We start from the raw sequence: 19,503 nt of genomic DNA on the forward strand, positions 1-19,503 counted from the left end.
CCCTTTTCACTCTTAAGGAAAATAGGGGATAGATAAACTCATTATACTGATTAAATAATATTGTTATCCTTAAAATACTTTGCTACAGTTTTTGCTTGTCTAATTCCTAATTCCGTAAGTGGTGAATCATACCAACCTTGATTCTTCCTTCTTTTATTAAATAATGTTTGTCCATGTCTCATGAGGTATAAAGTCTTTTTCATTTACTTCCCCCTTTATGATCTATTAATTATCAAATCTACAGTACACACTAGTTGGTCTTTATCGTTAGCATATTCCTATTAAATAATTGCCTATTACTCTTAGTTCTAAGAAAAAGTTTAACAAACTGGACATGAAAAAGCTCAAACCACTGTTACGTTTAGGTTTGAGCTTGTTAAAGTTAATCTAAGTAGTTCTACTTAAGCCGTTACTGTAGAATACTTTGCTTCCAATGTCTTCTTTAAAAATAATGCTAATTCAAGCATGCCGTATTTTCCAGCTATTGCTTCCGCATCCGAGTTATAGTTGGTATTTGTATTGATATCATAAGTATAAATTTCACCTTCAGCATTTCTAATAAATTCGATTCCAGCAACTTGAATCTTATTTTTAGCCAGAACTTCTTTATACTTATCTAAAATTTCGTCATCAAAACCATCGATGATTTGGAACTTAGGTTTCTCTTCTACTTCTTCTCCGACTGGGCAGAATAAATCACCAATTTGGCATGCATCCGCTGGACAAAGTTCAAAGCCTTCCGAAGTATCAACTTTTACAGCATAAACAAAGTTTCCACCTACAAATTCACAACGAGTGATGTAGCTTTCTGGCGATTGAATGTATTCTTGAATTAGCGTAATGCCATCGACTGGTTCTTCGAAAGTAGGTCCTTCTACATAAGCTTTTAAAGCTTCGATACTTTGGAATAGTTGAACTCCTAAGCCTTTACCAGCACGATTATGCTTCGTAATAAATGACTGTCCAGCAAAGTTAGTAGCTGCCTTAATAATGTTTTCTTTTCCAACTGCGGCAATTGTTTTAGGAGTCTTAACACCATACTTTTCTAGCTCTATGTATTGTAAAACCTTACTAACTTCTAGCTTTAGGGCATTTGTACCATTTAAAACCGTACGGCCATGCGCTTCAAGCCAAGCTAATACTTGACCAGTAAATTCTGCTGCAAAACGATGATCACGTGTATGAGAAGAAGCACTCATTCGGCTATAAAAAATTCCTTCTGGTGGTACTGTTGATAAATCTACCGTACCTTCATCTAAATGCCATTCCTCATATGGAACCCCAAGCTCCTCTAATCTTTTTGTTAAATGGATTGTCCATTCGCTATTTTCATGTATTACATATACTTTGCTCATTTTTATATCCCCCTTCTAGCTTTTTATTAAACTACGTTTTTGTTCTACTAATGGCATAACCTGCTTTGAAAATCGTTCCATTTCCTCTAGTTGAGGTGAAAATTGCAATAATAATAAGTCTAAGCCAGCTTCTTCATATTGTAAAATTCGATCTGCAATTTGTTCTGGTGTCCCTACTAGATTTGGTCTAAGACCACGATTCGAAACTGAGTAATCTTGTAATTGAATTTGCTGTTCTAATTGTGATTTTGTCGTAAAATCTTTAAAGCCAGCATACCCACTAGAATCCTTCACAGTCGTAATTTTTTCAAGTTCTGCTTGCGCCTCTTCTTCTGTATCTCTGCAAATAACGTATGCGGCCATACCGAAAGAACTTAATGGTGCATTGCCAGTTTGTTCACGGCGTATCTTCATATCTGTTACTTTCTGATTAATTTCTTCAACCGTTCCTCCGTGCATCACATATGCGTCACATTTTTCTACAATCGTTTGCTTACCTTTTTCACTTTCACCACCTGCATAAAGAATAGGGTTTGGTCTTTGTATAGGTTTTGGAGCAAGCTTCGTATCCTTTAAGTCATAAAATTTTCCTGAATAATGAAAGGTTTCTTCTGTCCATAAACCTTTTAGAACATCAATAAACTCCTCTGTACGAGCATAGCGCTCATCATGTTCTGTAAAAATTCCACCATATTGACGAGCTTCTTCTGCCCACCATGCAGAAACGACGTTTAGTGTAAAACGACCATTACTGATTTGATCTATATTAGCAGCCATTTTTGCTGTTACTGCAGGATTATGGAAACCTGGTCGAATCGCAGTCATAATTTCGATTTTTTCCGTTACTGCAGCAAGTGCCGCTGCTGTGGACCAAGCTTCAAGTGAATCATGCTCCGGTCCTTTAATATCATTTAAATATAATTCAGCGATTAAAGTAGTCGAGTATCCCCATTTTTCAGCTGATTGAATGACCTCTTTAGCATACTCAAATGTTGGTGGCATGCTTTCGTCATCCACATTACGTAACCATCCTCCAAAAATCGGTAACCAAAAACCATATTTCATTTCTATTCTCTCCTCCATCATTAAAATTGTCTAGTTTTCGCATTAGTTAAGTTGGATTTATATATAGTGGAATTCAGTTTTTTTTAACCTTCCGCGTAAATAAATAAATAAATAAATAAATAAATAAAAAAGAAAAAAGCCTCTTTCATTCAGAAAGAGGCATCGGAAACAATTGTTTTCGACTTATCTATCAGAATGATTTCATTCTGCAGGAAGTGGCACCGTTCCTAAATTAGGAGGTTGCCGGACGTCATAGGGCCTGATCCCTCGGTCACTCTCGATAAGTTTGTTTTATGTAATTTCATAACTGAATCATAAATCCTAGTAAACGGATTGTCAATAAGGGAATTAAAGCTTTTATTAAAAGAATCCTTTTATTATTGAATTTATTAGAAAAATAAAATTTTTATAACGTTAAATCAAAGTTAATACATAGTACCAGTTCCCTTTAGTATCACTTTTGTTTTTACTCGAAATTCAAGTTTCGGATAAATTTCTTTCCACTTCTTTATTTCTTTTTTTGATACTCCGTAATTTGCTTGATATTTTAACCCAAGTCCGAGCGGATCAACATTTAAATCTTGAAGATGTTCTAAAAAAATTTTTATTCTTTTGTTTATTAATTTTGAAGCTTTTTTCTCATATTCTTTCAAATCTCTATCTTGATGTAATGCTTTTTTTGATTCCTCAATAAAACCTTTTACCTTTATATGAACGTCTGCATATGGTTTCTTATTTTTGGGCGCAACAATTCTTATGTCAGTTTTCGTATTTTCAGCACTTACATAAAATTGATCTTTTCCTTTTCCAACATTAATTAAAGTTGTTTTTTCTGGATTTAATAGCTCATTAAGTAACCTTGTTTCGTCGCGATTTAATACTGCTTCGAATTTCGTTCCTTTCAATACCGCAGCTGTACTAATTTTAAAGGTACTATCGAATGGTTCAATAATAGGCAAAAATGGATCTATACCGTCTTCCTTCAATCGCATATAATAATCATTAAGTATTTCAGACACTACGTATGGTGACTTATTGGATTCTTCATCAAAGGCTAACACAACTGCATTACCAGCTAATCTCTCTGATTTAACCTTCCAGGATAAAACTTCTTTTGCAGAAGGTTCACCTACAGCTACATAAGCAATGCCTTGAATATCTGCCCGTTTAATAAACCACTTCATTAAATCAATTTGGTTTTCACCTAAAAGCTCTTTATCTATTACTAATAACCTACAATGACCAAAATCTAATTTTTTATCTACTAAAGATTGGATTATCCTAATTGATTCAGAAACGGAGGTTGATTTTTGTGAAATAACTTGAAAAGCAGACTTACCTGGTTCAACTTGAGCTGCAGGAATTGCTAATTTCACTGACACCAGGTATTCTCCAATATCTTCTGTCTGATCGATTCCTATGCCAACGACAAAAAAACGTTTATCAACATCGAGTAATTGGCAACCTGACGCAAAACATAATTCGATTATTAACAAAAACGTTAAAATACGTTTCATGCTCTTTGCCTCCAAGACAAGAAAAAAACTAATAATACTAATATGAGTTCAGATGGAAAACGTATATTTTGCCAGATTCTAACAACATCAAATAATTCTCTTTCGCTAGTAATTGCCTGAAGTATAATCGTACAGACTCCAAAAAATGTTAAGAATAGATATCCATTAAGTTTCCTTTTTTTAGTAGACTTCAAATAATAATTAGAAAACATTCCTTCAATTAGTTTTAAACCAACATGCCATGTTAATATAGCAAATAACAGTGACAACAAAAGATAAATGTAAAGCATTAAATAAAGCACTCTTTCGATAAAACCATATTCCATTCTTAAAGAATCAGAAATGAATATCCATGGAAACACTACCTCATCAACCCCGTTAACACCTAAAAAACCAATTGGTACCAAAAATGTAAAACAAATGACAGCCAATCCGATTAAAGGCAAAATCCACAGAAATTTAACAACTTTTTTAGTATCAAGATAACGATTGATGATAGCCAGATTTATATACCCTGTGAAATAATAAGTGGCAGCTGAAATAGAACTATAATTAGGCTTTTGCCAAAAATAATGGAGTATTCTTTTAATATGGACGAAATAAAAATATTTACTTGTCATCGATTTATAAATAATAAAAACAACAACTGGAGCAGTTACAAGAACGATTATTTCGATAACATTCAGAATTGATTTTGTTTGATTATTCGCTCCAAAAATAACAATTGCCAGAAAAAAAGATAACAGCACTCCCAAATTTAACTCAGGGGTTAAATACAGTCTAGTTATATAACCAAAAGAAATTAACACAAAAGCTCCTGCAATCATCCACATTACTCCTAAAAATGCTAAGTAAGAGTTTGTAACAAGAGTAGGTAGTCTTTTGTTTAAAATTTCTGGCAATCCTTTATTAGGAAATTTGCTAATTCCGATTGTAAATAAATAAATAAAAATTCCACCTATGAAAACACTTAATAACATAGATATAAGAGACCCATTAAACCGTTCGCCAATTAAAACCATTGGTACATTGATAATAATGTTTAACATCATTGTTAACAGTACAGTATAGTAAAAATAACGAGTCACTTAGCTATGTCCCTCCTTTGGGTTCTCACTAATCGTTTCAATTTTTTTTGAAGATCCCCATTCGATCGCTAAAAAAGGAGTTCCAAAGCTTCGTTTATTAGCTAAATAACAGATAAGTGCAAGCATACCTCCAACTAATCCGATCATTCCAAATAGAGCTGCTAATATAATCAGTGGATATCTAATACAACGAATTGAGAAACTCATGGAACTGATAGGGATTGTAAAATTAGAAATAGCTACAAAAGCTGTAATAATAATCATGATAGAACTTACAAGTTGTGCTTGTTGTGCAGCTTGTCCAAGGATAAGTCCACCAACTGTTGTAGCTGTAGGCCCAATTACTCTTGGTAATCGAATACTAGCTTCAACCAACATTTCTACAGCTAGCATCATAAAAAGAACTTCATAAATTGAAGGATAAGGAACCCCTGCCCTACTACCTGCAATCGTCAAAGTAAGTTGCGATCTTAATATTTCCGGGTTATATGAGGTAATTGCAATATAAAAAGCAGGTAAAACCAACGTTATAAATAGAGCAAAATATCGGATTGTTTGCAAAAGTTTTTTAATCCAAAATGAATGATATAAGTCATCCATTGACGAGATAAAATCAAAAAATACAGTAGGCGTACTCAAAGAGAATGGTGTTCCATCCATAACAATAATAACCTTACCTTGGGCAAGATTTAGAACTGTTCGATCAGGTCTTTCTGTTATCATCATGCTAGGAAATAAATGAATTTTTTTATCACCAAGTTTACTTTCTAATTGGCCAACTGCTTGTATTACATCAACCTTTACCCTCTCGAGTCGACTTTTTAATTCATCAATTACCTTCTTATCTGCAAAATCTGCATCATAAAGTATTGCTATATTTGTTTTTGATACTGTTCCAACTGTTTGATATTCAATGTTTAATTTATTAGAAGGATATCTTTTACGAATTAAAGCTATATTTGTACTAAGGTCATGTGAAAAAGCTTTTTGTGGCCCTTGAACTGATGTTTCTACTGAAGCTTCTTCAGATTGAGTATTCATAGTACGAATGGCATTATAAGAATAAATACCATTCGAAATAAAAATTAACACATTACCAGAAATTATATATTCACCTAAATACCTTTTGTTTTGAATCGATTCACAATTTGATAAGGTGAGTAAGTGTAAAAGAAATTTACTTTCTTTCTCACAAAGCATAAGTGGTTGGATGATATCAGTTTTAATTTTATCTGCGTCACATAGATCTTGAAAATAAATTAAACTTATTTCTTGATCGTAATATTCAAAAGAATGGACAATTAAATCTTTTGATCCCACAAATTCTTGCTTAAGTGCATTTATTACTGCAAGTTGACTTCTCATCTTATGCTTCCCTCCTTATTACTTTTCATATTTTTTTAGTATGTCAATTTCAAGTTTATCCATTCTATTTAAATTCCTTTTTTTCCCTTTTTTGGATATGTAAAAATAGCTATTTTCTTTTGGTTTAAAGACTTAAATCTTATGTGTAATTTTAATTTAGATTCTTGCTTTTTTACTCTCTCATAAACCCTTTATTAGGAACTAAATTTCAGATTCACTCCTTTACTTACTCATCAAGCCTATATAAGGAACTAAATTTCGGATTCCTGCTCTTTTACTTACTCATGAACCCACAATGAGGAAAAGATTTCGAATTCTTGCTTTTTTATCCAAAAATAATCAAAGAAAAAACTGTAAACTTTTTGAATAAAACCTTTCAACTCAAATAAATTTATGAGTATAAAATCCCCAAAAGGTTCAATAATAATTTTCGTACGTACCTCTTTAAAAGGAGTTTAGTATGAATTTAATTGAGAAGGGAAGTAAATTTATAATGGGAGTATTAAGTGGAAATCCACAAAATGAACCTTTACATTATGGAGAAGTTTACGGTCTATGGAGTCACCTATCAGCTACTAAAGCTGGTGTAGATACTTACCAAGTTTATATTAACCATACTGGTGATGAAGAGTTAAGAGCATTTTTAAAACAAGTAATTGAAAATTCAATGAAACCTGCAATTAAAGAAGTTGAAGAAATACTTCTACATAATGATATTGCAGTACCTCCAACTCCATCAGAACGACCAGATGCCGATTTAGAACAAATCCCTGCTGGAGCTAGACTTCAAGATGCTCAAATCGCTTACATTGTTGCTGCTGAAATAGCTGCTGGAATTACAACTAACGCTGCATTATTGAGTCAATCAATTCGCGAAGATATTGGGATTATGCTTGCAAGTTTTGGTGCTAAAAAAGCGAAAGATGGTGCAGCACTACTACAAATCATGAAAACAAAAGGTTGGTTAGTTCCACCACCTCTTCACCTTGAAACAAAGCAACAACAGTAAAAAAATTGTCCACCTAAAATTAATTAGGTGGACTTTTTTTACTTTCTAGTTAAGGTATAGACTGAGCAGAATGCTTAGGATATCTTGAAACAGTTGTTCCACAAACATATACCTTCACAACCTTTTTTGTAATTTGTAATAAATTTTGTTTATGTACTAGAGTAGTAGAAAAAGTGAAATTAGTTTTCATATTTTTAAACTCCTGCAAGATTCGAGAATATGTCACATTTTTTTAATTTTTTAATATATTATTTTGTTAAAATTTATTAATCGAACAAGGAGCCCTGTGTATCAAACTAAAAAATATGATGTTCATAAAATGCCATGGTACTCAATTTATTGGAGTCTAAAAGGCACAGGTACAGCTAAAAAGGCTTATGGAGTAGAATTTTATAAAACATATACCTATAAATAATTATTGAGGTTATTAAAAAATGAAAAAAAACTACATACGATTTTTTTTAATGTTAATTATACTTATTGGAAGTTAAAGATTCCAAGTATATTAGAGTCAACATACCCGTTAGATAAAGAAGATATGGGACAAGCATTTTATAATATAAAATATTTAGTACAAAATCTATTTTTTTTAGTTTTTGTAATATTTATTAATATAATATTATTGATACTTTTATTAAAAAATAAAAAGTAATTCGCGCCTCAGGCAAATACTCTAAAGCAGTCTTGTAATATGAACATTCACTAGCTTTTCTTTCCAAAACATGTCATATCTTTGTTGTAATGTAGAATCCCCATCAGAACACTATTCTTCACCGTTTTCGACAGTTATCACAATTGCAATGGAAGGTGATCTCTTGATCTGACCCAAAATAAATAATACTATAGCAACAATAGCTGATGTAGGATTAGCATACTTAATTATTTGGTATATGGAAGTTACCATATGGTGGTAGCTTGGTAACTCCTGCTTTAATTTCCGCAATTGGCATAGGTTTGTTTGAAATCTTTTTTCTAAATTACAGAGCATCGAGAGAAAGTATGATCTGGAAATTTACGTTATCAAACCGAGGCATCAGAAGAATTGACACCTGGTATACAAGACGAAAAAATTAATTAATAATTTCTGTATAATAATAAAGGATGTTTAAAATATTATGACGATTTAATGAATTTGACTTATCGGCAGTATTATATACATTTTATTTTTATCTTCACCCTATAAAATAAAAAAGAATATATGTGAAATAAATTTCTCATAATAAGTTCAGGAGGGATTTTTATGAAGCATATAAAAGCATTTATCATTAAATTTATTGCTTGTCTTGCATTACTATATATAATATTGGGCGTTGGGTATGATATGGCATTTAGAAATGTATTTCTGATCTCGTTAGTCTTAGGAGTAATCGCATATATAGTTGGTGATCTCTTGATCTTACCCAAAACAAATAATACTATAGCAACAATAGCAGATGTAGGATTAGCATACTTAATTATTTGGTACATGGGATCAAAGTTAACATATGGGGGTAGCTTGGTAACTCCAGCATTAATTTCCGCAATAGGCATAGGATTATTTGAAATCTTTTTTCATAAATATGTTTATCATAATGTTATTAAAAATACTGAGCATCAAGAGAATGTATCAACTGGCAATTTACGTTATCAAACCGAGGCATCAGAAGAATTGACTCCTGATATACAAGACGAAAAAATTAAAAAATAATTACTGTATAATAGAGGTCTTTTAAAAATAAGTAAGAGAAACTTAAGTTTCTCTTACTTATTTTTATCTTACAAAGGTAAACTCAAAAAAAGTACAGACTGAAAGAATTCGCCACCCTGTACTTCGTCATTTTATTTCATTCGTTTTTTATATACCTTCATCGAAATCAGATAAAACATAATCCCAATTCCAACTAACCAGAACACTGCTGTTAAAATCACTCCATAGTCTGGTTGACCAGCTAAAAGTAAACGAACACTTTCGGCAATAGGTGTCATTGGCTGATTTTCGGCAAAAGCTCGAAGCTTACTACCCATATTATTTGTTGGAACAAAGGCAGAGCTTACGAACATTAAGCCCATAAGTAGATAAGAGAACACGCTCGCACCTTCATACGATTTTGACATTAAACCGCATGCTACAGCAATCCAAGTGAAAGAAAATACGGTAAGCAGGATCATACCAACAGCTAATAGCCACTCCACAAAATCAGCGTGAGGACGGAAACCCATGATAAAAGAAATGAGAATCACCGCTGCAACTGATAATAAGTTTAATAACAATGTTGAGATGACATGCCCACCCAATATCGATGATTTGGCGATTGGCATGGAATGGAATCGATCAAAGATTCCTCTAGTCATGTCTGTATTCACTCGAACTGCTGTATAGGAAATTCCCATTCCAATACACATAAGCAACACACCTGGAACGATAAAATTCACATAATCTATTTTATCCATTGTCATGGCACTACCAAAAATATAGACAAAAGCAAGCATAAGCATGATTGGCATAAGAATCGTTGTAATAATTGTGTCAATACTTCGAAGTGAATGTTTCATCACCCGACTACTCATTGTAATGGTATCGCTGAAAAAATGGTTTCCATTCATTACTATTCTCCTTTCTTTCCGGTAACTGCGAGGAAAATTTCCTCAAGGTTCGGCTGTTTTTCTACATATTCCACTTTTTTAGGCGGAAGAATTGCTTTTAATTCATTCAATGTACCTTGAACGAGAATCTTTCCTTCATGTAAAATTGCAATGCGGTCAGCTAGTTGTTCGGCTTCTTCTAAATACTGGGTAGTGAGAAAAACAGTGATACCAGCTTTCGCCATATCGCGGATCACTTCCCACAAGCCTAAACGTGCTTCAGGGTCAAGCCCAACAGAAGGTTCATCAAGAAAAACAAGTTCAGGGGATCCAAGTACTGTCATTGCTAAATCTAAGCGTCGTTTCATACCTCCTGAATAAGTAGCAAGAGCACGATTGCCGGCTTCAACTAAATCAAAACGGCGTAGACTTTCTTCCACAGCTTCTTTCCGATTAGGTAAGTGGCGAAGTTTTGCTACTAGATCGAGATTTTCACGTCCTGTCAAAATATCATCTACTGCAACGTTTTGTCCGGTTAGACTAATTTTCTCACGTACTTGTTGTGGATTTGTTTGAAGATTTGCATTACAAACTTCAATTTCCCCCTTATCTGCTTGCAGTAAAGTAGTTAAAATTTTAATAATAGTTGTTTTACCAGCACCATTTGATCCAAGTAAAGCGAAGACACTGCCTTTTTCCACTTCAAAATCTACACCTTTAAGAACCTCAATTTCCTTGAAGGATTTTTTTAGCCCTTTCACTGAAATTGCTAGATTGCTCATATCATTCCCTCCCATTTATAAGGCGCGTTTCTCTGCGGCAGCGCCTGCACTGTTTTTGTAAATGTCACTCTATTTTTTCTTACCTACACGATCTATAATGCTTTTGTTCAAATTATTTCGTAACTTATCATCCCATCTTTTCGCTTGTTCGGTAAGTCCATTCGCGAATGCTGTCAAGTCTTCACCTGTCACTTCCAATACGTCTTTGCCATCTGCCGCACCAGCTTCAAACAAATCAATGAGATCGTACTGTATTCTTAGCATATCCATGCCACTTCCAGAGGCGAAACTCCACATATAGTTACAGATTGTTTTGTAGGCTTCTGAATAGTTTCTTGGCAAAGCTTCAACACGTGCCATCATTTCTTTGTATTCTTTTTTGTCATCAAGTATTTTTTTGAAAAAATTCATCATGATTATTAGCCCCCTAAGTTATTTTTTATTCGTCCAAATTTTTACTTGCTGTTCTACTCTACTCTCAATTTCTTTTTTCAAATCTACTTGCTTTCCTAATATACTTGACGATTCTCCACCTAGTTTTGAGGCAGCCATCAATTCATCAGCAAATGCTGCTACGTCTTCACCGGTTACATCTAACACATGCTTGCCTTCAGCTGAACTTGCTTCAAACAGTTCATACAAATTAATAATTTCTTCACCAAATCCATATCCAAAATTCCACATATACTTTTGAATCTTTTTAAACACAAAAGCGTAATCTTTTGGTAGGGAATTTACTTTTTTCATAAATGCTTTGTATTCCTTCTTGCTTTCTAAATCGCCAATGATTAGCTCTATAAATTTCTTCATATTACTTCTCCCCTTTTAAGCTATTAATTTTTGATGAAACAAAATCCCATTTTTTCCAAAATTGCTTTAATTCCTCATGCCCAGCTTCAGTTAATGAATAAAACTTTCGAGGTGGGCCCATTTCAGAACGTTTTTTCTCAATATTTACTAACTCTTTCTTTTCCAGCCTGATCAGAATCGTATAGACGGTACCTTCGACAACCTCTGTAAAACCTAAATCATTAAGGAGACGAGTAATCTCATAGCCGTAAGTATCACCTCGACTAATGATTTCAAGAACACAACCTTCCAAGGAACCTTTAAGCATTTCTGTTAAATTTTCCATAACATACACCTCCTTTATTTTTGCTCAAATTAGTTTTTAGTCTATTAGAAATAAGTAAGCTATAACGTTGGGTAACGAGGTCAAAAAAATTTAATACATATAACCACCTCTAAAGCTAATTAGTAATACAGATATTCAGTATCACTTAGTACTGGATGAAAAAATATCTAAATAGCCTATGGATTAAGTTTTTCATAAGATAACGTTTAATGAACTCTTTCCAACTATTTAGCATGACTGATATTCAGTGTTACTTAGTAATAGTATATTGTATTACTAAGTAGAGAAAATGTGAACCGTTTTTAAAAAAAATTTTATAACATTTCCAACTATTAAGTATCACATATATTCAGTATTACTTAGTACCGTTACATAGTAACACTAAGTAGTAGAGATATCAAGTCGTAAACAAAAAAAGTGTATTTTATGTTTTATAACTAAAAGAAGGCCTGTTTTAACATACCTTCTACAAAGTAAAACGATTCCCAATGTATTTGCAAAAACAAATGATTCAATTAAAAGAGAAACAAAAAACACAGTTATCTCACCTAAAGTATCAGTTTAATTTTTAACTAGTGTTCTGATTTTATGAAATCGATTGTTAAAATCGCTTAATACTAAAAAAACACGCCATCTAAGATAGCGTGTCTGATTTTAAAATTTAGAATTTTTGACTGCTTGCTCATTGTAAAATAATTATCATGATTTATTTTTTTCCACATTTAAATCCTGTGCCAATTCAATAAAAAACCTTAATGATTCTGGATTAGTCATGGAACCTTGATTGACTACTTTATCTGGAGAAAACCCTAATAGTATTTTACGAATTGGAACCTCTAATTTTTTTCCGCTCAATGTTTTTGGAATTTGCTCAACTTCATAAATTTCATTCGGAACAAACCGAGGTGAAACCTTCTGCTTAATTTCTGCTTTTATTTTTTCCTTTAATTCGTTTGTCAAAACAACCCCATGTTTAAGTACTACAAACAATGGCATAAATGACTCACGGCCAAGTAATTCTAAATCGATTACTAAACCTTCCAAAACCTCATCAAGTGATTCAACAACTCGATAAATTTCACTTGTTCCTAAACGTACGCCAAGTCGATTAATTGTTGAATCTGAGCGTCCATAAATTACACAGCTACCTTTTTCATCGATTTTAATCCAATCTCCATGTCTCCAAATACCTGGATAAACTTCAAAATAACTTTCTAGATATCGTTCATTATTCGAATCTCCCCAGAAATAAAGCGGCATAGATGGCATTGGAGAAGTTATGACTAATTCTCCGACTTCATTAATAACTGAATTTCCTTCATCATCAAATGATTGTACATGAGCTCCTAATGAACGAGCTTGTATCTCTCCAGCATAAACTGGAAGAATCGGTGACCCTCCAACGAATGCTGTACAAACATCAGTACCTCCACTAGTTGAAACAAGCCAGATGTCTTCTCTTATATTTTTATATACCCATGAAAATCCTTCTACGGATAAAGGTGATCCCGTCGAACAAATCGATTTTAATTTTGAAAAACGATTTTTTTCCTTTGGTTTTATTGCATATTTTTCGCACGCACTCAAAAAGCCTGCACTTGTACCAAAAAATGTTACACCTACCTCTTCTGCAAGATCCCATAATACATGTAAACTAGGATAAGAAGGGCTTCCATCAAATAATAAAATCGTACTGCCAGATAGCAACCCTCCAACTAATTGATTCCACATCATCCAGCCTGTAGTAGTAAACCAAAAAATGACATCTTCTTGATTTATTCCTTGTTCAACGACTAATGTCTTAAGTTGTTCGATTAAAATTCCACCTTGACTTTGTACAATCGGTTTAGGTAACCCTGTTGTTCCTGAGGAAAATAAAATCCAAAGTGGGTGATCAAATGGAACACTTTCAAAGATCAGTTCACTGCTCCCTACAAATAAATCATTCCAGAATATTGTTTGATTATCTAATTTGTAATCATTAAAATTCAGATATGGTACTAAGATTGTTTTCTTTAATGTAGGTAATTCGGACTGAAGTTCTGCAACACTTGATAATCTATTTTGAATTTTTCCGTTATAAGAATAGCCATCCACTGCAAATAAAATAGTCGGTTCGATTTGTTTAAATCGGTCGATTACAGCACTCGTTCCAAAATCAGGTGAACAGCTTGACCAAATTGCCCCAATGCTCGCACAAGCTAAAAAAGCAATAATCGTTTCGGGAATATTAGGCAAATATGCTACTACTCGGTCCCCAGATTTAACGCCTAATTCTCTTAAAGAATTTGCAACTAAAGCTGTTTTTTCCTTAAGTTCTTGCCAACTTATTTCTGTTTTTGGAGTTATTTCTGATTGAAAAATTAGTGCAGGTCGATTGATCTGATCGTTTCGAAATACATGTTCAGCATAATTAATTTTTGAACCAGTAAACCATTTTGCGCCTGGCATTTTTCGCTCTTCAAGAACTTGATCATATGGTGCATGGGAAATTACATTACAATATTTCCAAATGCTTTCCCAAAAAGTCTCTAACTCATCAACTGACCAATTCCATAACTGATCTTGTGTATTAAAAAATAAATTTTTTTCTTTTGCGAGCCAATTCATAAAATGGCTGACTCCTGCATTTTCAACTTGCTGCCTAGTTGGTTCCCATAAAAAAGCACCTTCAGTAATCGCTTTCATTTTTACTCCTCCTAAATTACCAATCTATTTTTTTAAGTAACAGTAAATATGTTTAGCTTTAACCTTAAATTAATATTGCTTATCAAGCTTTCTCTTTTATAAATGACTACACTAAACTACCTTCGTTGAAAATATTACCTGAAAATACCTAATTTTTAAAATTTAATCTTTATATTATTACACACTAAATTTACTGTCAATATAAAAACTAATCATAATTCCTTACATAATAGTCCCTTTTAATAACCTAGTCGTTAAGCTTGTTAAAACCAGCAGAAGAAACATAAACGGTCCAAATTTTGAAACGAATATTCAATATTTTAAAGAATTAGTTGAAGAATCAAATTTAGTTAGATATATATTAAATAAAAACTGTTCCTGACCTTCTAATCCATCTAACTATTTGTGTATTTTTTAGAAAGCTAAAAAATTTAAGTAAAAAAGAGAAACTCTTAGAAGGAGTTTCTCTTTTGAGTTAAAGTAGGTGGTATTAGGTAAATAGGAATGCTCAACAAAATATATGCTTCAGCTAAGCAACTTACAAATAAGCAAGAACCACCATCTTCTACACTTAATTTCGGTATAACACTTACAGAAAGTTTTTTATTAAGTACTCGTTAATTTGGTTATATTCATGCTGGTAAACTGGTCTTCCGATGGTCCCATATATAACCTTGACAACAAGGATTCCTAAATCCTTTAAGAAGTTCAGGTACTTTCTCGCTGAAACCGTAGAAATGCCCACCACATTTGCCACTTCTTCGGTGGAAAAAGGCACTTCCTTCAATTCCTGAACTGCTTCCCATACTTGCTTTAAAGTATCCTTAGTTAACCCTTTTGGTAGCTCTTCAACTATTGCAGTTTCATCTCTGTGTAAAAGATAATTATCGAGCTCTTGTTGGTTGACTGTTTCCAGTTTATCGGTAAACCGGGTCTTTTGCTGATAGCTGACAAGTGCAGCATTGAACCTTTCAAATTCAAAAGGCTTTATTAAATAATCGACAACGCCGTTCCTTAATGCCTTTTTGATTCGGTCTAAATCCGATGCTGCAGAAATAACGATTACATCGATTTCAAGTTCATTTTTCCGGATGTAACTCAATAGCTCTAAACCTTGTTTGCCTGGCATAAAAATATCTAGAAGTATAAGCTGTATTTCTACCTTTCCAAGCAAATGGATCGCATCATCAACTGAATTGGCTACCGTAGTCAAACGAAAACCACCAATTTTAGAAAGATATCGTTTATTGATTTCAGCCACCATAGGGTCGTCTTCAACAATCATTACATTGATCATGCTTTTCATCCTCTGCTTTATAAGGTATATACACCGCAAAATTTGTTCCCTTTCCCGGCTTAGAAGAAATGATTAGGTCCCCTTCTAGTCTTTCAATCCCCTGAGCTAAAAGATATAGTCCGACCCCGCGGTTATCTCCTTTCGTTGAGAAGCCTTTATCGAATATTTTATTTTGTATTGATTTCGTCATTCCCATACCTGTATCCTTAACCTCGATTGTTAAAATATCTTCAGCGAAATCAAGCTTTAAGTCAACTTTTTTGACAGGACTGTTTGCTATCGCTTCCATTGCATTATCGACAAGGTTTCCAATAATCGTTATGAGTTCTTGGGTGATTAATGGGTTCACAGGCTGGGGAATCTTATTTGGACAATCAAATGATAGTGATGCACCTGATTCTCTTCCAAAGCTTAGCTTGCCAATCAAAAATCCAGCTAGTACCGGATCCAGGACATTCTTGGTTACAAAACCCATTTCCATTTCCCGATGGTTAACCGTTTCACTCACATAGTTCGCTAGTGTGTCGTATTGTTCGGTACGGACTAGGCCAAGAATAACATGCATTTTATTCATGAATTCATGGGCATGTGCACGAAGGGCATCAGCATAATTTCGCACTCCTGTGAGCTGTTCTGCCAATAACTGTACTTCCGTTTTATCACGGAATGTAGCGATTGCTCCTACCGGTTGATTATCCACCACAACCGGCACCCTGTTTACTAAAATAGTAACCCCATGCAAATCCTGTTCCTGATCAACCTCAGTCTCTCCAGACTGCAATATACGGGTTAAGCGGGTCTCAGGTAAATAATCTTCTATTTTTAGTCCTTTTGGATTCCCTCCTAGGCCGGCTTTTTTAAAAAGCTTTTGGGCAGCCCTGTTTACAAGGGTAATTTTTCCTTCTTGGTCAATGGCTATAATTCCCTCACGCACCGACTGGAGCATGGAACTCCGCTCTTCAAGTAGCTTAGCAATAGCAAACGGCTCGAGGCCCAATAGGATTTTTTTGATGAATTTGGCTAAGCCTACCGCACCGGTTACCCCGATTAATATTCCGATTATTGTCCCAATCATCATCCCCATCCGACCTTTATGTACAGCCTTTGTTACGTTTTCCAAAGAAATCCCTACCGCAACTGCGCCGATTTGTTTTCCATTTGAATTCATTATTGGTGTAAATGCCCGCATGGAGGGGCCAAGAATCCCTTTTGAGGTAGATACATACTCTTTCCCTCGAAGGACTGGTCCTTCATCTCCTCCCCTAAATCTCTTTCCAACTTCACTGGGATCTGGATGGGATAGACGGATTCCTTTCATATCCATGACGACAACAAAGTTAACATGCGTTAAATCTTTTATTTGATTAGCAAAAACTTCTATTTCTGTCGAATTTGTTTTCCCTTCAAGAGACCCAATGACTTGCGGGTTAAGAGAAACTATCTTTGCAATATTGAGTACCTTTTCTTTCTGTGTCTCTTCCACACTGGAGGTAATTCTCTTACTGATTAGCAAATCAGTTATACCTAGTGACAAAGCGACAACAAGGCATACAAAAATAATGATGATGGCTTGTAAACTAAATCTGCCCTTTTTCATAATCTCCTCCAGGTTATCTGCTTAATTATAGTATGAATAAGGTTTATCCATTACATACTAAGAGACTGCAAAGCTCTCTTGAAGAGCTTTGCAGTCTCTATAAAATCAACTTATTAATAAAATTTCCCCCGCCACGATTTGGTTAAGCAAGGTATGGTAAAGAAATAAAGATGGAGACAACGTAAAACTTTTGCTCCATCTTTATTTTTTTTTCAATATTTAGCCTCTGTTTTATTAATAAGGACTAACTTTATTAGCTATCCCCTTAACATCTATACTTCTATAGCTATACTTTTAATTTCTTTATACTCAGCTTTCCACATAGCATCTTCAATCGCATTCTCAACATCTTGAATATCTGCTCTTGCAATTCCTTCGTTTATAGCAGCGTAGGCTACTTCAATGGCTACGTATTTTGAGACTTCATGTAGCTTTTCAATAGATGGCAGCAGGGATGCTCCAGGTTTACTGGTGTCAGACATGCTTGCAACCGCATAAGCAGCTGCTGCAAACATTCCTTTTGAGATCACTTCAGCTTTTGCAACAATCGCCCCCAAGCCTAGGCCTGGAAATACAAATGCATTATTTGACTGTCCAATTTCATAGGAAACACCTTTGTATTCCACATTGGCAAACGGGCTACCTGTTGCAATTAGAGCCTTGCCATCTGTCCACTTAATCAGGTTTTCCGGCACTGCTTCAGTCAATGCCGTCGGATTGGACATAGGTAAGATGATAGGTCGTTCAACGTGCTTGGCCATTTCTTTAATAATTTCTTCAGTGAACGCGCCGGCTTGGCCTGAAGTACCGATCAGGATTGTTGGCTTCACCCTTTGAACTACTTCCATTAATGAAATGATTCCGTCCTCATTCGTATCCCAATCCTTAACATCTTCCAACTTTCTTACATAAGGCTTCTGGAAGTGCAGAACATCTGGTGTTTCCTCTGTTAGTAGCCCCCGATAGTCTACAGCCCAGAAACGATCAAAGGCTTCTTCTCTGGTCGATCCTTCTAGAACCATGGCATCTACCATTTGGTCTGCGTTACCGATGCCAGCAGCGCCTGGTCCAAAGACAACAATACGATGGTTCTTCAAGGATTCTCCTGTTACTTTCAAAGCAGACATAATAGCAGCAAGGGTAACAGCACCTGTCCCCTGAATGTCATCGTTGAAGGTTAGGATTTTGTCACCATATTTGTCCAAGATATTTCGCGCATTTACGTTACCAAGGTCCTCCCAGTGAATGAGAACTTTTGGAAAGAACTTCTTTGCAGTCTGAACGAATAAATCAATGAATTGATCATAACGTTTACCTCGGACACGTGCGAATTTGTTGCCGATATACATAGGATCTGCAATCAAAGCCTGATTGTTCGTGCCAACATCCAACACGATTGGTAGAACACGGTTTGGATCAATACCAGCTGCAGCCGTGTACACGGCAAGTTTACCAATCGCAATATTAATACCGCCTATCCCTTGGTCCCCAATACCAAGAATGCTTTCAGAGTCGGTCACGACAATTAAATCAACACCATTTTTTGGTTTTCCAAGATTATAAAATGCCTTTTCGATACCCTCAGGATTATCAATTGAAAGATATAAGCCATCTGGGCGTCGGTATCTATGGGAGTATGACTGGATTGCATCGCCCACAGTTGGAGTGTAGATGATAGGGAGCATTTCTGCCAGGTGTTCTTTCAAAAGGCGATAAAACAAGACAACATTACGGTTATATAAATCATAAAGCAGCCCGTTTTTGAATAGATTGGTCGTCCGCATCGAATATTGTTCATAGACCCTATTAACTTGTTCATCAAGAGTTATTACTTGTGGCGGTAACAGACCTTCAAGTCCAAGTTCTTCCCTTTCCTCTTTCGTAAAAGCTGTTCCTTTATTCAAAAAAGGATTGGAGAGAACTTCTTTTCCTTTCATTGTAGTTATAACAACATTCTCAGGTACACTCTCAAGTACATTCATGGTGTTTCCTTCCTTCTATCTTAAATTAGCTATTCAGACAAGGATTACAGTAATTTTTCAC

General features: G+C 34.5%; 18 protein-coding genes, 1 pseudogene and 1 riboswitch. Of the genes and pseudogenes, 3 read left to right on the forward strand and 16 right to left on the reverse strand.

Features of this window, described 5'->3' with window-relative positions:
• Positions 1–56 precede the first annotated feature (56 nt).
• The 6 genes and pseudogenes from RAH41_RS13900 to RAH41_RS13925 form a co-directional block, all read right to left on the reverse strand.
• Positions 57–203, reverse strand: a pseudogene (locus RAH41_RS13900) (phosphoglycerate mutase family protein); the annotation flags it as partial.
• 198 nt (positions 204–401) lie between these two features.
• Entirely contained in the window at positions 402–1,355 is a 954-nt protein-coding gene (locus tag RAH41_RS13905) for an alpha-L-glutamate ligase (RefSeq protein ID WP_331223236.1), read from the reverse strand.
• A 15-nt stretch (positions 1,356–1,370) separates the two neighbouring features.
• Positions 1,371–2,420 carry an LLM class flavin-dependent oxidoreductase gene (locus RAH41_RS13910; protein ID WP_331223238.1) on the reverse strand — a complete coding sequence of 350 codons (1,050 nt, stop codon included), beginning with the start codon at positions 2,418–2,420 and terminating at the stop codon, positions 1,371–1,373.
• Positions 2,421–2,600: 180 nt separating this feature from the next.
• Positions 2,601–2,707: riboswitch (SAM riboswitch) on the reverse strand.
• A gap of 138 nt (positions 2,708–2,845) precedes the next feature.
• The gene (locus tag RAH41_RS13915) at positions 2,846–3,937 is read right to left on the reverse strand and encodes a Ger(x)C family spore germination protein (RefSeq protein WP_331223239.1); all 1,092 of its coding nucleotides are present in this window, start codon (positions 3,935–3,937) and stop codon (positions 2,846–2,848) included.
• Entirely contained in the window at positions 3,934–5,025 is a 1,092-nt protein-coding gene (locus tag RAH41_RS13920; RefSeq protein WP_331223241.1) for a GerAB/ArcD/ProY family transporter, read from the reverse strand. Before RAH41_RS13920 ends, RAH41_RS13915 begins: the two co-directional genes overlap by 4 nt.
• On the reverse strand, positions 5,026–6,390 hold the full coding sequence (locus RAH41_RS13925) for a spore germination protein (protein WP_331223243.1): 1,365 nt from the start codon (positions 6,388–6,390) through the stop codon (positions 5,026–5,028).
• A 460-nt stretch (positions 6,391–6,850) separates the two neighbouring features.
• Between RAH41_RS13925 and RAH41_RS13930 the strand changes: the two genes are divergently transcribed.
• The gene (locus RAH41_RS13930) at positions 6,851–7,399 is read left to right on the forward strand and encodes a DUF3231 family protein (protein ID WP_331223244.1); all 549 of its coding nucleotides are present in this window, start codon (positions 6,851–6,853) and stop codon (positions 7,397–7,399) included.
• Between the two features lie 49 nt (positions 7,400–7,448).
• Here the strand turns inward: RAH41_RS13930 and RAH41_RS13935 are convergent, their stop codons facing one another.
• The gene (locus RAH41_RS13935; RefSeq protein WP_331223247.1) at positions 7,449–7,589 is read right to left on the reverse strand and encodes a hypothetical protein; all 141 of its coding nucleotides are present in this window, start codon (positions 7,587–7,589) and stop codon (positions 7,449–7,451) included.
• Between the two features lie 640 nt (positions 7,590–8,229).
• Here RAH41_RS13935 and RAH41_RS22640 point away from each other — a divergent pair.
• Both RAH41_RS22640 and RAH41_RS13940 read left to right on the forward strand, forming a co-directional pair.
• Positions 8,230–8,313: a hypothetical protein gene (locus RAH41_RS22640; protein WP_419471608.1), complete on the forward strand. Its 84-nt coding sequence runs from the start codon at positions 8,230–8,232 to the stop codon at positions 8,311–8,313.
• Between the two features lie 326 nt (positions 8,314–8,639).
• Complete coding sequence (locus tag RAH41_RS13940) at positions 8,640–9,086, forward strand: YndM family protein (protein WP_331223249.1); 447 nt, start codon at positions 8,640–8,642, stop codon at positions 9,084–9,086.
• Between the two features lie 131 nt (positions 9,087–9,217).
• Here the strand turns inward: RAH41_RS13940 and RAH41_RS13945 are convergent, their stop codons facing one another.
• The 9 genes from RAH41_RS13945 to RAH41_RS13985 form a co-directional block, all read right to left on the reverse strand.
• Entirely contained in the window at positions 9,218–9,982 is a 765-nt protein-coding gene (locus tag RAH41_RS13945) for an ABC transporter permease (RefSeq protein ID WP_331223251.1), read from the reverse strand.
• Between the two features lie 2 nt (positions 9,983–9,984).
• Positions 9,985–10,743, reverse strand: coding sequence for an ABC transporter ATP-binding protein (locus RAH41_RS13950; RefSeq protein WP_331223253.1), 759 nt, complete (start codon positions 10,741–10,743; stop codon positions 9,985–9,987).
• A gap of 69 nt (positions 10,744–10,812) precedes the next feature.
• Positions 10,813–11,157 (reverse strand): DUF1048 domain-containing protein, encoded by a 345-nt coding sequence (locus RAH41_RS13955; protein ID WP_331223255.1) that lies wholly within the window; start codon positions 11,155–11,157, stop codon positions 10,813–10,815.
• A gap of 18 nt (positions 11,158–11,175) precedes the next feature.
• Positions 11,176–11,553, reverse strand: a complete 378-nt coding sequence (locus tag RAH41_RS13960; protein WP_331223257.1) for a DUF1048 domain-containing protein — start codon at positions 11,551–11,553, stop codon at positions 11,176–11,178.
• Position 11,554: 1 nt separating this feature from the next.
• Complete coding sequence (locus tag RAH41_RS13965; protein ID WP_331223258.1) at positions 11,555–11,878, reverse strand: PadR family transcriptional regulator; 324 nt, start codon at positions 11,876–11,878, stop codon at positions 11,555–11,557.
• A 699-nt stretch (positions 11,879–12,577) separates the two neighbouring features.
• Positions 12,578–14,566, reverse strand: coding sequence for an acetoacetate--CoA ligase (locus RAH41_RS13970; protein ID WP_331223260.1), 1,989 nt, complete (start codon positions 14,564–14,566; stop codon positions 12,578–12,580).
• Between the two features lie 589 nt (positions 14,567–15,155).
• Positions 15,156–15,863, reverse strand: coding sequence for a response regulator (locus RAH41_RS13975; protein WP_331223262.1), 708 nt, complete (start codon positions 15,861–15,863; stop codon positions 15,156–15,158).
• Positions 15,841–17,460 (reverse strand): DcuS/MalK family sensor histidine kinase, encoded by a 1,620-nt coding sequence (gene dcuS, locus RAH41_RS13980; protein ID WP_331223264.1) that lies wholly within the window; start codon positions 17,458–17,460, stop codon positions 15,841–15,843. The genes RAH41_RS13975 and dcuS overlap by 23 nt, the downstream gene beginning before the upstream one ends.
• Positions 17,461–17,732: 272 nt before the next feature.
• Complete coding sequence (locus RAH41_RS13985; protein ID WP_331223265.1) at positions 17,733–19,442, reverse strand: NAD-dependent malic enzyme; 1,710 nt, start codon at positions 19,440–19,442, stop codon at positions 17,733–17,735.
• Between the last annotated feature and the right edge of the window lie 61 nt (positions 19,443–19,503).

This window comes from Gottfriedia acidiceleris (assembly GCF_036421055.1).
In the GTDB taxonomy this organism is placed as follows: domain Bacteria; phylum Bacillota; class Bacilli; order Bacillales; family Bacillaceae_G; genus Gottfriedia; species Gottfriedia acidiceleris_C.